The sequence below is a fragment of the Sporichthya sp. genome (genome assembly GCF_013815995.1).
In the GTDB taxonomy this organism is placed as follows: domain Bacteria; phylum Actinomycetota; class Actinomycetes; order Sporichthyales; family Sporichthyaceae; genus Sporichthya.
On sequence record NZ_JACDFE010000019.1, the window covers coordinates 1 to 13,538 of the forward strand.

Sequence of the window (13,538 nt, forward strand, 5' to 3'; positions counted from 1 at the left end):
GTACTGAAGCCCCGTGCTCGCAGCCGGCCGGCCAGTTCAGGGACGAGAGCTACGCGTCGTTCACCTGGGCGGCTCTCGGCTGAAATGGCGACCGAGACGCCGACCGAGACGTCCGCCGAAACGAGGGAGCCCACCTGCCGACGCTAGCGCGGCCGTTGTTCGCCACGCGGAGGCCTGTTGTTACCCGTGGGGTCATTGTGACTTATGAGGTTAATGTCGTAGGCTGCCCAGTGTTCGTGCCGAGAGGCATCCGCGTCCGCCGAGGGCTCCTGGGGGAAAGACGTGTCGACGTTGCGTAAGCACCCGCTCGTCGCGCTGGCGATGCTCGTCTTCGCTCTGGTGGCGCTGACCCAGCAGCCGGACCGTTCCGCCGAGGCGGTCAGCAACGCCTGGGACGGGGTCTCGGGCGGGACCACCTCGTTCGTGGACAGCTTCTTCACCTTCACCGAGAGCCTCGGCAGCGGTTCCTGAGCGCCCTGAGGCCGTGACGTCGTGACCACGATCGCGCCGAGGCGCGGGCCCGACGGGACTTTCCTGGTCGGGAAGTACCTCCTCCCGGCGGAGCGGGTAATCATCATCCAGCGCCGGCACTACGCGGCGATGGCTATCCCGCTGGCCGCCCTCTTCGGCGGCTTCGTGGTCGCCCTCTTCCTGGACATCGCGCTGCCGACGTCCTCGGCGGGCGCACGGGACCTGATCTGGCTGGCCTGGTCGGCCACCTGCTTCTACCTCGGGGGGTCCCTGCTTTCCTGGTGGTTCTCGCGGTTCGTCATCACCAACAAGCGCCTGATGCTGGTCCACGGCATCGTGATGCGTCAGGTCGACATGATGCCGATGGGCAAGGTCACCGACATGCGCTATGAGCGCTCGGTGCCGGGCCGACTGCTCGGCTTCGGGGCCTTCATCATGGAGTCGGCCGGCAAGGACCAGGCGCTGTCCCGGGTCGCCTACATCTCGCGGCCGGACTGGCTCTACCGGGAGATCTGCACGATGTTGTTCACCCCGGACCTGGTGGCGATCGCTCCGGCCGACGACGACGACGGCTCCGGATCGGGCCCAGGTGCCTTCCGGGTGTCCTGGGCCGGCTTCGGACCGGATGATGCGGACCCCGACGCGCCCTCGATGTGACTCGTGGGGCAGATGGGCTTTGCCTAACCCTCGGTGATCTCGCCGTCCGCAGCGCGTATCGGCTGACCGACCGACAGGTCAGGCATGCGCAGCGGCACCGTCACGCTGCGTTATCACTTTGGGCACACCGGTACCGTTTTGGGGCGGAGTGTCCGAATACTCGCGCGTTTCCCTGCGCGGCAGGCCGGGAAAGATGCACGATCAGTGATGCCCGGTCGTACGGCCCAGGGAGGGGTTGTGCGGTCAACCAAGGGTCGGTTTATGACTACTTCACGTAGTCACGGCTTGTCCGTCGAGGTCGTCACGTTTCCTGAGACTTTGAACGGTCATCTCCGCTGTATGGGTGGTAGCGGCTATTACTCGTAGCTACTCTCCAAGGGACCGATCGCCACACTTGCACCGTTAATCCCTTTTATCCCATCGACACAGGGACTGACGGGTCGAGTGTGGTCACCTTCCGCTCATCCGAGCGGCAGGACCAGGGGAGGACGAGCGATGGACACGGTGAAGAGGCCTTCCAGCCTTCTCCTGCCGCGTGCTCGCACGCACTCGTCCACCCTGAAGGTCACGAACACAAGCCCGACTCCTCCTACTCCGGCCGGCAGCCGCACTGTGATGAACAGTGGGGCGAACGGGTCGGAGGCCGCGGGGGGCGCGGTAGGGATCGTCGTTGCAGGGGGTATCGGCAGCGACTGCGTCAGGGTCGACGGTTTTGAGAGTCCTCAGAACCCGAGCCTCTGGCGGAGCCGGGCGAAGAACGGTGTTCACGGGTTGTCCGGGCGTACCGGGCGGCGGGTACGGGACAGGGTTCGGCAAAACCGAATCGATCTCGGTAACGTACCCATCCCTGAATGCGAATGTATGCCATGTACGCCATGTACGGAAACGAGGGACGGGTTGTTCCGGACGCCACAGCGGTGGCCGGCCACTCGGTCTCATCGGCTTTCAAGGTCTCGACCTTGAGGGTCGGTGAACCCGCCCGAGGTGTGATGGGCGGTCTTCTCCAGCCGACGACCCCGTCGGTTGAGCCCCCGGTGTCGTCTTTGAACGGGTTCTCCGGAACCCCGACGACGACGGCACCTGCCCCGATCGGCGTTCTGTTAGGGGAAGTGTCGCCCCGAACCAGCGCGGTGCGAGCCGCGGTCAGCGTCGAGCCGGCAGGACGGTAGCCACCCGGCTAGCCGCCCGAACGGCCGCAAGGTCGGTCGGTCCTGCACACGGGGCAGGGCCGGAAGCGCAACACCGCAACACACCTGACCCTTAAACGACCCAACGTGAACTCGAAGGAGGGGCCCGAATGCGAGCCTCGAAGAAGGTAAAGGGAGCAGTGCTCCTCTCCGCGGGTGCCGCGCTCGTGCTCGGCGCCCCCACCGTCCACGCTGACTCCAGCGCTGACGACAACAACGGCCTCGTGAGCGGGCTCAACCTGCTCAACGGTGTCCAGCTGAATGCTCCCGTCACCGTTGGTGGCGCGGGCGTCCTGGGTGCCGGCGAAGGCACCTCGACCGTCACGACCTCGAACGAGGGCAACGGTTCCGGTGGCGGCGACTCGTCCGCCAACGGCAACAGTGGCCTCGTGTCCGGCGTCAACGCCGGCAACAACCTGCAGGCCAACGTGCCCGTCACCGTCTGTGGTGTCGGCGCGCTCCTGGCCCGCGGCGAGGGCGACTGCACCGTCAAGGCCACCAACACGGGCAACAACGGCGGCAGCTCGTCTGCTGACGACAACAACGGCCTGGTGGCCGGCGCCAACGCGCTGAACAACGCTCAGCTCAACGTTCCCGTCACCGTCTGCGGCCTGGCCGTGCTCGGCGACGCGGAGTGCGAGTCGGACGTCGAGGTGTCCAACACGGGCAACGGCGGCGACGACGCTGACAGCAGCGCCGACGGCGACAGCGGTCTGGTCTCCGGCCTGAACCTGCTGAACAACCTGGACGCCAACATCCCGGTGACCGTCTGTGGCCTGGCCGTGCTCGGCGACGCCGACGCGACCTGTGAGGTTGACGCCTCCAACGGCGACGACGGCGACGTTCAGGGCGAGAGCCGTGACCGCAACTCTGCCGTCCGTGGCGCGACCCTCCCGCACACCGGTGCGGCTGGCCTCGCCCTGATTCCGTTCGGCCTGGCGCTCGTTGCCGGCGGTGTGGCGCTTCGCCGCCGCGTCGGCTCGGAGAGCTGAGCTAACAACGGTCAAGCTCAGGACCGCAGACGCCGGGAATCCTCTTCCCGGGCGGGCACCCCCCCGGCCTACCCGGGAAGACCCGGCAAGCGGAACTGAAGGCGATCGGGCCTGACACTTCCCTGATCGCCGAGCGGTACAAGTAAGGCACCGGAAACGGTGACCCTGGGCCCGAGCCCGGGCCGGCATTACGCCGGCCCGGGTTCTGGTCATTTAACGGGCCGTTCCTGCCGCTGCGGGGTTGATCTACGAAGTCGCCGGACGACCGGATGCAAGCGGCCACGCGGTGCGCGCGCGAGGCGGGCAGGCCAGCTTGCCCCGGTTTCGTCCCATATATCCCGAGAAATACGGCCGCCTGCGGAATAGACCCTCGACACAGGCGGAACCGACGCGGCATCAGCTGCGTCAGAGCCACACAAGCACGGTGCTCTTCCGTGCGGCTAGTCGGTCTATCGGTACTCAGGACGTCGGTCTTGAGGGTCGGAGACAGAAAACTTCGCAAGACGCCTGACCCAACTGACGAACCCGACCTGAACTGAAGGAGTGGCTTCAATGCGCGCATCTAAGAAGGTCATGGGAGCCGTGCTCCTGACGTCGAGCGCCGCGCTGGTGCTCGGCGCCCCGACCGTCCACGCGGACTCTTCCGCTGACAACAACAACGGCCTGCTCGGTGGCCTGAATCTGCTCAACGGCGTGCAGCTGAACGCGCCGGTCACCGTCGGTGGCGTGGGCGTTCTGGGTGTCGGCGACGGCACCGCGGCGGTCACCACCGGCAACACCGCCGGCAGCGGCACCGGCACCGGCAACAGCGGCGGCGGCAACTCCAGCGCCAACAACAACAACGGCCTGCTCGGCGGCATCAACGCCGGCAACAACCTGCAGGCCAACGTGCCCGTCACCGTCTGTGGCGTCGGCGCGCTCCTGGCCCGCGGCACCGGCGACTGCACCGTCGCGGCGTCCAACACGGGCGGCGGCGGCGGTTCCTCCTCGGCCAACGGCAACAACGGCCTGGTGGGTGGCGCCAACGCGCTGAACAACGCTCAGCTCAACGTTCCCGTCACCGTCTGCGGCCTGGCCGTGCTCGGCGACGCGGACTGCGAGGCCACCGTCGGTGCGTCGAACAGCGGCGGCAGCGGCAGCGGCGCCGGCGCGGGCTCCAGCAGCGCCAACGGCAACAGCGGCCTGCTCGGGGGCCTGAACCTGCTGAACAACCTGCAGGCCAACATCCCCGTGACCGTCTGCGGCCTGGCCGTGCTCGGCGACGCCGACGCGACCTGCGAGGTCGAGAGCACCAACACCGGTGGCGGTGGCGGCGGTGGCGGCGGCGACGTGGCCGGCGAGAGCCGCGACCAGAACTCCTCAGTCCGTGGCGCGACCCTCCCGCACACCGGTGCGGCCGGCATGGCGCTGATCCCGTTCGGTCTGGCCCTCGTGGCCGGTGGCGTGGCGCTCCGTCGCCGCGTCAGCGCCGCCTGATCAAAGGCTCGTAACACAGCACCAAGCTCAGGACCGCGACGCGGGGGGACATCCTTCCCGGGCGGGCACCCCCCCGGCCTGTCCGGGACGGCCCCGTAAGCGGACTTGAGGCGGTCGGACCTGGCACCCGTCCGAATCGTCGAGCGGTACAAGTAAGGCACCGGAAGCGGTGACCCTGGGCCAACGCCCGGACCGGCATAACGCCGGTCCGGGCTTAGGTCATTAATGGGCAGGTGTCCGCAGCGATCCGCACCGCCCGGTTGGTGCTCACCCCGGCCGATGCCGAGCTGGCCCGGGCGGTCCTCGACGGCTCCGGCCCGCCCACGGCGCGCGGGTGGCCGGGGCCGGAGGCGCTGCACGTCTTCCACTTCGCCGCCGAGCACGGCGCCGACCCGGGCTGGCTGATCCTGCGCGACGGCCTCGTGGTCGGGGAGTGCGGGACCAACGGGCCGCCGGACGCCGACGGCACCGTGGAGATTCGCTACGGGATAGCGCCGCCGGAGCGGGACCAGGGACTGGCCACCGAGGCCTGTGCCGCGTTGACCCGGTGGCTACTCGCGCAACCCGGGGTGCAGCGGGTGGCGGCTTCGATCCACGCCGCCGGCAACCCGGCCTCGCGCCGGGTGCTGGAGCGGTGCGGGTTCACCCTGGACCGGATGGACGGCCGGGATGCCTGGTACGTCCTGACTGGGCCACAGATGCCCGGGATGTCTTAGAGGTCGAGCTCGCCGAGCTCCCCGAGCAGAGCCTCGCGGCGGGGTCCCTGGCCCTGCACCGTGGGATCGGCCTGGGCCGGCAGCTGCGCCGAGCGTCGGTCGGCCAATGTCGCCACCGATTCGAGCGGGCCCGGCTCCGCGAGGGCGAACAGCCCGTAGGCGAAGGCGCCCAGCTCCTCGAGCATGTCCGGGACGGGTTCGGGGGTCGGGTCGGTGGTGGACTCGCTCATCGGGGGTTCCCTTCCGTGGGAGTGATGACTAAAAGTTCGGTCGCTGCGCGGAGACGGTGACCGTGGTGTCGGTTAGGTCGCGCAGGCCGGGGAGGTGCTTGAACAAGGCGGTGGGGGCGTCGCGGCGGGCGGCGAACCGCACCGAGCCGTCGGCGGTGACGACGAATGTGGCGGGATCGATGGTCAGCCGGTGCAGGTCGGCGACCTCCTTCGCGGCGCGGAAGGCGATCTCTGCCGTCTGCGGAGTTGCCGTCTGCCCGTACTGGATGGCCATCACCCCGGCCCGCGCGGCCTCGCCGGCGTCGTCCTCGACGGAGACCTTGACCAGGGCGACCGACCCAAGGTCGGCCGCGACCACCACCGGGAGCGCGATCAAGGTGATCAGGGTGAGTGCGCGGCGGCCGGGGACGTGGACGCGACTGGTGCGGCGGGGATGGGCAGTGGCGGTCATCGTGGCCTCCGGGTGATGCTCGCGCTGGATGTGCGACAGACTCCGCAGGAGCCGGTGAGCGGACACCGGCTCCCGCGGAGCCTGGGAGTCGCGGGGGCGGCGGTTGCCCGCCACCCCAGGGTGGTGCGAGGTGCTCGGTGCTTAGAGAACCGTGGCGATGGTCCCCGGGCAGACGGTCACGGTCGACGGCTGCAGGCCTCCGAGGTTGCTGATCCACACGAAGGTGTGCGAACCCTTGGGGTTCGAGACCTCGATGCAGACCGCGGTCGCGTCGGTGGCAGTACCGCTGGTCGCGTTGGACTTGACGACCGGGGTGTTCCCTGGCGACATGATGACGGTCTCAGTGCCTACCGTGAGGACCGTGGGGGCGGTGCCGGCGGTCGAGATGTTGAGGGCAACCGGGTAGGTCTGGTCGTCGGTGTAGAAGGTCTCGACCTGGGTCGCGATGCTGCGGGTGTCGGACTTCATCGAGGCGTCGGTCGCCTTCTTCCGCTGGTTCAGGAAGATCGGGATCGCGATCGCGGCGAGGATGCCGATGATGATGATGACGACCAGGAGCTCGATGAGCGTGAAGCCCTTGTCGTTCTCCTTGTTGAGCGACTTGCGCAGCGCGGTGTACATGGGACTCCCTGGCGGGTAGGAGGGGCTGGCCGCCGGCTGGCTCTGGTTCCGGGGGGAGGAGCGGCACCGACGTTCTGGTCGGATGGGGTCTCGGCGGGCCGCCCAGCGAAGTTGAGTCCGGGCTTGAAATAGGCCCCCCGTGGGGGCCGAGATGGTCCGTACGGAGGATGCCGGCCGGGGGCTTCGTCCGGTTCACCCCGATATGACGCCACGTCAGTTCTTGCGCGCGGTCAAATGCCGGTAATCCGGCGGGACTTTGGTCCTGGTTCAACTCAAGCGGAGCCCCGCGTGAGCCGACCCTTCCCCAGGTACGGCTGGAACGACGTTGGAGATATGCGTGGCCGCAGTCCCCGAACGCGATGCCGCCACCGGTCAGCCCACGGGTCGCAGATCTGGCGACGCGGGCTTCAGCCTGGTGGAGATCATCGTCGCCCTGAGTGTGTTTGCCGTGCTCGCGGTCGCCTGCGCGTCGATCGCGATCGATTCCCTGGGCGTCGCCGGCGACAACCGGGAACGCGTCCGGGCCGCGAACCTGGCCTCGGCCGAGGTCGAGCGCACCCGGGCCCAGTTCCGAGTCTCGCCCGCCAACGTCAGCGAGACCCCGTTGGTGACCCCGACCGCGGTGGACGGGCTCAACTACACCGTCACCCGGCGGGCCACCTGGCTCGACAACTCCGGGCTCGACGCCCCCGTCGGGGGCGGGCCGTCGTACACCGCCGCCACCGGGAACGCGCTGCGGGTCGAGGTCCAGGTCAGCTGGCCGGGCCTCGGCGAGCGGCCCCCCGTCATCAGCACCACCGTCCTGTCGTGATCCGCGCACGTCGAGCCAGCCGCCGCGATCGCCGCGACGACGGCATGACGCTGGTCGAGGTCATGGTCGGCATGGCCATCTTCACCATCCTCGGCGGCCTGCTCACCGGCTTCGTCATCGACATGCTGCGCAGCAGCACGGGCACCAGCACGCGGGTGTCGAACGTCGACCAACTCCGGGTGGCGATGGACGACGTGACCAAGGCGCTGCGTACGGCGGTGCGGCCGGAGCAGCTGAACCCGGGTTGTACCGGCACCTGCGATGCCGCCTTCCTGGCCGCGTCCGCGAGCTCGGTGGCCTTCTACGCCAACTACGGCGCCGCCGGGAAGGCCCAGCTCACGGTGTTCAGGGTCGAGCAGAACCTGCCCGACCACCCCGGCACCGGCCGCTTCGTCGAGGAGCGGCAGAGCGCCGCCATCCCGGCCGGTACAACGACGGTGCCGAGCTGCGGGGCCGGCTGCACCAAGCGCACCCTGGCCACCGGGCTGATCTGGCCAGTGGCGGCCGCGGATCCGGCTTTCGCCTTCGCCGATGACCAGTGCAGTGATTTCACGACTCCGGTCGACAAGGCGGACATCGCCTGCGTGGTCGTGGACCTGCCGATCGTGGGAGCGCGGGACAACCCCGGGACCAGCGCGCGCTCGACCGTCTTCCTGCCCAACTCCGTGATGGGACGCTGAGCATGACTCTCTTCGCGCGCCGGCGCCGTTCCGGTGCTGCCCCCGGCTCGGATTCCGGCTACGCGATGCTCTCGGTGATCGGCTTCGGCACCGCGATGGTGCTCACCGTCGGCGCCGTCGGTGCCTACGCGCTGCAGGGGCTGGACAGCGCCGGCCGAGCCCAGGGCTTCCACGCCGCGGTCCAGGCCGCGCAGGCCGGCGTCGACGACTTCGTCTCCCGGCTCAACGCCGCCGGGGCGGCCGCCAACCCGCTGACCACCGCGCTGGGCACGACGACGGCCGACACGGACTGGGTGCCCGTGCCCGGTTCGGTCGACGGCGCGGACGCTCCCTGCGTCGGCACCGACGCGACCTTGCCGCCCAACTGTCCCCGCTTCCGCTACGCAGCCACCTCCGCCGGCGACATCGTCACCGTCACCGCGCGGGGGAAAGCTCGCGACCGGGAGCGGGCCGTCCAGGTCACGCTGAAGAAGCGGGCGCTGACCGACTACCTCTACTTCTCCGACATCGAGGCCGCCGACCCCGCCGACGGCTTCGCGTACTCGCCACTGTTCTACTCGGCCGCGGCGCGCGCCGCCTGCGGCAAGCCGGCGTGGGGGCCCGACCCCCGCCCGGCGTCCGGCTGCCAGGTCCCCGCCTGGCGCGGTGACGACAGCACCGAGGGCAGCCGCGTGCACACCGACGACGTGTTCGCCACCCTGGGTACCCCGACGTTCGACAGCCGGGTCACCGCCTCCATCGCCGCCTGCGCCACCGACGCGACCGCGTGTGTGCGCACGGCTGCCGGGGGGCCCCCGGTCTACAACGCCGGCCTGCCCGCGTATGCCGACGACTTGGACATGCCCGCGAACGGCCTCGCGCAGATCGCGGCGAACGCCACGACGGCCGCGGGCGGGTGCACCTACTACGGCCCGACCCGGATCCGCTTCGAGGGCACCAACAAGATGCGGGTGTGGAGCCCGCAGACGCCGAACACCCCTGCCTGCGGCGGCGGGATCCCGGACGAGCTGCTCAACACCTCGGTAAGCGTCCAGGTCACTAGCCTGAACCAGAGCGTGGTGTGCCTTCTCCTCAGCCTGAACCTCTTTCAGTGCGCGGCCCTCCTGCTCGCGGGTGTCGCGCAGGTTTCGCTCTCGGCGGTGATCAACAACAACCTTCTCTCCGCCACTGGGCTCCGCCAGGTGGTCAACGGGCTGGTCGCGGACGGCGATCTGGTCGACGTCCCCAGCGGCGCGATCTACGTCCAGGAGAATGCCGTCGGCAACAGCCCGATCCCGGACCCGACCTTCATCCAGTGCCTGCTCGGCTCGGCGCTCGGGATGTACTCGACGGTCGACACGAACGTCACTGCGGGCCTGTTGAACTCGGCCAACCAACCGCAGGCGAACTGCCGGGCGGGCAAGCTGTTCGTCGACGGCGTGCTGGACGGCAAGGTCACTGCGGGCGTCGCGGGCGACATCATCATCATGTCCAACCTGATCTACCGCACCAGCGACAATGCCGACGACGACCGGCTCGGGCTGGTCGCCACCGGCCCGGTGGAGGTCTACAACCCGCTGCAGTGCGCGCTCGCCGTCGGCACCTGCCTGTCGCTGGAAACGATTCCGGACCTTCAGCTCGCGGCCATTGCGTCAATCCGGGTCGGCACCGGCAACCTCGGCACCGTACTCAACGCGATGGCCGGCTACGGCGACGACGTCACCGTCGAGGCCTCGATCATCTCCCTCGAGCACCGGTTCGGCATGCAGCTCCCGGTGCTCTCGCTCAGCCTGGACGCCTCGCTGCTCAACCAGCTGGTCGCCCTGAACATCGACCCGCCGACGCTTACCGTCCACGGCTCGATTGCGCAGCGCTATCGAGGCATCGTCGGCGCCGACCTCGTCCAGCTCTCCGCCGGGGTGCTGGGCGTCAACCTGGCCTCGGCGAACACCGACATGGGTTATGCCGCCGAATACACCTATGACGGCAAGCTGCGCAGTGACGCGCCGCCGTACCTGCCGGCGCCGGCCGCCGCGATCTGGGACCCGCAGACCTTCGCCGAGATCGCGGTCCCGTAGTGCGAATGCCGCGCGGATGCAGATTCTGCTGACCCCGCGCAGGCGTTAAGCCCGGGGCCGGGACAGCCGAAGACTTAGTGCGGGCTGAACACGCGTCAGTTCGTCGACGGGGAACGGAGGCCTCGCGGTCTGCGGGCAACCACGCGGTGCACCACGGTCGCCGAGAAGGACACGGACATCCAACCGGGAGCTGGACATTGAGGGTCGTCACGCCACCGATCGAGAGCCGCCACACCGGCGCCGGGGGCTTCACGCTCATCGAGCTGTGCATGGCGATGTCGATCTTCGGACTTCTCGCCGCGATCTCGGTCGGCGGGCTGAAGGGGTGGACCCAGGCCCGCGAGCACGCCGGCACGGCGGCGGCGGTCCAGTCGCTGCTGCGTGAGGCGCAGCAGCGCGCGGTGACCGAGGGCCGAGCCACGTGCGTCACCTTCGACGTCGGCACCCAGGCATACACGATGTACCGCGGGGCGTGCGACGACCCGGCCCGCGTCGTGCTGGAGACGCGTCGCCCGGATGCCGCACGGGTGCGTCTTGCGGCGCCGGCCTTCCTCGGTCCGTCCGGACCGACGCCGGGAGTCACCTTCAAACCGCGCGGAACCGCCTGGCCGGGTTCGGTGCAGGTCACCCGGACCGGGTCCGCCAAGGTGTACACCCTCAGCGTCGAGGGCCTGACCGGGCGGGTGTCCCGTGCGTGATCTGGCTGTAGTGCCGAAGCGCTGGCGCGACCGTGGGTTCTCCACGCTGGAGATCATCGTTGCGATCACCATCCTGGGCGTCCTGCTGGCGGCCGTCGGCCCGCAGTTCGTGAACTCGCAGCGGGCCTCCAACCGGGCCAAGCTGATCGGCCAGGCCAAGGGCGTGCTGCAGGGCCAGCTGGACGCGATGCGCGCGCTGCCGTTCCGGGTCGCCCCGGCGGCCGGTGACTACCTGGACGTGCTCGACACCTACTACCGCAACACCACGACAGCCGCGGCGGCGCCGGTGTGCGGCCCGGTGGACGCTCCGAACAAGCCGCTGGCGTCGTGGACCGGCTACGTGCCCGCGGCGAGCTCCGCCCGGTGCGGCTACGAGCCCGCGGGCGCGTTCTACCGCTACGTCATCGCGCCCGGTACCAGCTCGCTGCCCGCGAACTTCGCGATCGTCCTGAACACCCAGTTCGTCTCCGCCACGACGCCGTCCGCCGTACTCGCGCCCGTCGCCACCTACAACAGCCAGATCGCGGGCCGCGACCGGTCCCCGGTCCAACAGGTAGGGGTCACCGCCACCGCGATGTACTCCGATCACGGCGCCTGGAAACCGGTCACCGTCTATACCCAGATCGCCGCCCAGACCCCGGCCGTGCCGCAGATCAAGCTGGCGGCCGGCGCGACCGCAGTTCAGGTCGGCTCGGCGGCCGCAGGGGGCGCCGAGGCGCTGACCATGACGGGTGGTCAGATGGAACTGACCGGCTCCGTGTTCAACACCAGCGAGGCGAAGGCCAGCCTCACGTCCATGTCGGCCGCGAGCTCGACGGCGGGCCGGCAGTCCGGGGCGGCCCTGGCCGTCAGCGCGCCCTACACCAACATCGTGAACCTCAATGCCGGTCAGGGCGACCTCGTGTCGGGTTGCTCAAGCATCTGTTGGGGCGCGAGCGTGCTGACGCCGTTCGTGCTCTCCGCCGACAACGGGCTCCCGCGGGCCGGGGTGGCGGGCATTCCAGGCCTGATCAATCCCGTGCAGACCCTGTTGCCCGACAACGTCACCCGCGACGGCTTCCGCTTCCGAACGGGCTCGGTCACCCTTCCGGGCCTGTCGCAGGAACTGGTCACCCTGGATGCCACGCCGCCGGTCGGCGAGCTGCTCACCGACCTGGTCCCCAGCCTGGTCGGCGGCCTGTACCAGTGCGCCCCGAGCCTGACGGGCCCGCTCTCGCACGTCACCGCCAGCGGGTACCTGAACAGCACCGACGAGACCGCTGCCACCGGCCCGCTGTCCGTGGACGCCTGTGGCGCAGCGGGGACGAACGTCATCCGGGTGCTGCCCACCGCCACCGCGCCGGACGGTCTGATCCGGCTCACCGTACGATCCTCGGCGCGCTGCCAGGTGAGCGGTGCGGCGCACACGCCGAGCGCAACCGCGGACTACCGCGCCGAGGTCGAGTACTGGAAGTGGACGCCCTCGATACTCTTCCTCGGCATCCCGCTGCTCGGCACCGGAGTGGGGCAGTACGTCTCCGCGGGCGTCATCACGCCCGCAACTGCTACGGATCCGCTCGCTGCGGTGAACCCCGCGCTCGTCCCGGTCAGCGACACGAACAACCTGGGGGACTACCTCGAGTCCTGGGCCGGCCTGACCTCGGCCGGCGTGCAGAAGTCTGTGACCGGTCGTATCGCCTCGCTCGCCGTCCCGGCCGTCGTCACCCTGCAGACCAAGCCGGTCCGGGGCGCGGGCGATCCTGCCTCCGCCGTGTCGTTGGCCGTGGGCACCGCGAACTGCTACGCGGAGGACAACCGGTGAGGCGCCCGACGCGTCGAGGCCCGGCGGACGCGGGGTTCAGCCTGATCGAGCTGCTGGTCGGGATGACCCTGCTCTCCGTCCTCGCCGGGACGCTGCTCAGCATGGTGCTGAGCCTGCAGAAGTCGACCACGGACGTCACACGCAACGCCGACCTGCTGCACGAGACTCAGCTCGCGATGGAGCGCCTGGTCCGCGAGCTCCGCCAGGCCGGCACGATCGACGCGGTCGAGCTGCCGACCTCGCCGACCGCGCCCACCGCGATCACCTTCTTCGCCGACTTCGACAACGACGGCCTGCGCGACCTGGACGCCTCCGACCCGGAGGTACTCAGCTACCGCTTCGTGCCGAGTACCCGGCAGCTCACGCTCACGATCGACGACGCGGCCGGCAACGCGATCACGACCCCGATCCTGGCCACGAACGTGAGCGGGTTCGGCCTGGAGCTGCACAGCAGCCTGTGGCAGTACGACCGCAGCGTGCCCCGCGACGGCGTCGTCACCTGGGCCGAGCTCGACGCCACCCCCGGGGTCGGCAACCAGAACGGGATCCCGGATGCGCCCGAGCTCACGCGGATCGACTCCGTGGTGGTGACGGTGTCCGTCGCGGACGGAGCACGCAACCAGAGCTACCGCACGCAGGTCGACTTCCGCAACCGAAACCTGAGCTGAGGGACCATGACGCTGCGTCCGC

14 protein-coding genes are annotated in these 13,538 nt (G+C 69.6%); 11 read left to right on the forward strand and 3 right to left on the reverse strand.

What is annotated here, in order from left to right; translation table 11 throughout:
- The first annotated feature begins 282 nt into the window (after positions 1-282).
- The 5 genes from H0X00_RS03970 (at position 283) to H0X00_RS03990 (ending at position 5,499) form a co-directional block, all read left to right on the forward strand.
- Positions 283-471 (forward strand): hypothetical protein, encoded by a 189-nt coding sequence (locus tag H0X00_RS03970; RefSeq protein WP_293767448.1) that lies wholly within the window; start codon positions 283-285, stop codon positions 469-471.
- A gap of 21 nt (positions 472-492) precedes the next feature.
- Positions 493-1,128, forward strand: a complete 636-nt coding sequence (locus H0X00_RS03975) for a PH domain-containing protein (RefSeq protein WP_293767450.1) — start codon at positions 493-495, stop codon at positions 1,126-1,128.
- A gap of 1,297 nt (positions 1,129-2,425) precedes the next feature.
- Positions 2,426-3,307: a hypothetical protein gene (locus H0X00_RS03980; protein WP_293767451.1), complete on the forward strand. Its 882-nt coding sequence runs from the start codon at positions 2,426-2,428 to the stop codon at positions 3,305-3,307.
- 552 nt (positions 3,308-3,859) lie between these two features.
- Positions 3,860-4,783 (forward strand): hypothetical protein, encoded by a 924-nt coding sequence (locus tag H0X00_RS03985; protein ID WP_293767452.1) that lies wholly within the window; start codon positions 3,860-3,862, stop codon positions 4,781-4,783.
- Between the two features lie 233 nt (positions 4,784-5,016).
- Positions 5,017-5,499 (forward strand): GNAT family N-acetyltransferase, encoded by a 483-nt coding sequence (locus tag H0X00_RS03990; protein ID WP_293767453.1) that lies wholly within the window; start codon positions 5,017-5,019, stop codon positions 5,497-5,499.
- Here the strand turns inward: H0X00_RS03990 and H0X00_RS03995 are convergent.
- The 3 genes from H0X00_RS03995 to H0X00_RS23640 all read right to left on the reverse strand — a co-directional run bounded on the left by H0X00_RS03995 (position 5,496) and on the right by H0X00_RS23640 (position 6,801).
- A complete protein-coding gene (locus H0X00_RS03995; protein ID WP_293767454.1) occupies positions 5,496-5,729 on the reverse strand; it encodes a hypothetical protein in 234 nt (77 codons plus the stop codon). The two genes, H0X00_RS03990 and H0X00_RS03995, sit on opposite strands and share 4 nt — an antisense overlap.
- Before the next feature lie 28 nt (positions 5,730-5,757).
- Positions 5,758-6,180 (reverse strand): hypothetical protein, encoded by a 423-nt coding sequence (locus H0X00_RS04000; RefSeq protein ID WP_293767456.1) that lies wholly within the window; start codon positions 6,178-6,180, stop codon positions 5,758-5,760.
- A 141-nt stretch (positions 6,181-6,321) separates the two neighbouring features.
- Positions 6,322-6,801, reverse strand: a complete 480-nt coding sequence (locus tag H0X00_RS23640) for a prepilin-type N-terminal cleavage/methylation domain-containing protein (RefSeq protein ID WP_367186421.1) — start codon at positions 6,799-6,801, stop codon at positions 6,322-6,324.
- 337 nt (positions 6,802-7,138) lie between these two features.
- Here H0X00_RS23640 and H0X00_RS04010 point away from each other — a divergent pair, with 337 nt between their 5' ends.
- From H0X00_RS04010 to H0X00_RS04035, 6 genes are all read left to right on the forward strand, one after another.
- Entirely contained in the window at positions 7,139-7,612 is a 474-nt protein-coding gene (locus H0X00_RS04010) for a prepilin-type N-terminal cleavage/methylation domain-containing protein (RefSeq protein ID WP_293767457.1), read from the forward strand.
- A complete protein-coding gene (locus H0X00_RS04015) occupies positions 7,609-8,292 on the forward strand; it encodes a type II secretion system protein J (RefSeq protein ID WP_293767458.1) in 684 nt (227 codons plus the stop codon). Before H0X00_RS04010 ends, H0X00_RS04015 begins: the two co-directional genes overlap by 4 nt.
- Before the next feature lie 2 nt (positions 8,293-8,294).
- Positions 8,295-10,349, forward strand: a complete 2,055-nt coding sequence (locus H0X00_RS04020) for a hypothetical protein (protein WP_293767459.1) — start codon at positions 8,295-8,297, stop codon at positions 10,347-10,349.
- A gap of 197 nt (positions 10,350-10,546) precedes the next feature.
- Positions 10,547-11,047 carry a type II secretion system protein gene (locus tag H0X00_RS04025; RefSeq protein WP_293767460.1) on the forward strand — a complete coding sequence of 167 codons (501 nt, stop codon included), beginning with the start codon at positions 10,547-10,549 and terminating at the stop codon, positions 11,045-11,047.
- Positions 11,040-12,848, forward strand: coding sequence for a type II secretion system protein (locus H0X00_RS04030; RefSeq protein WP_293767461.1), 1,809 nt, complete (start codon positions 11,040-11,042; stop codon positions 12,846-12,848). The genes H0X00_RS04025 and H0X00_RS04030 overlap by 8 nt, the downstream gene beginning before the upstream one ends.
- Positions 12,845-13,516, forward strand: coding sequence for a type II secretion system protein J (locus tag H0X00_RS04035; protein WP_293767462.1), 672 nt, complete (start codon positions 12,845-12,847; stop codon positions 13,514-13,516). The genes H0X00_RS04030 and H0X00_RS04035 overlap by 4 nt, the downstream gene beginning before the upstream one ends.
- The last annotated feature ends 22 nt before the right edge of the window (positions 13,517-13,538 follow it).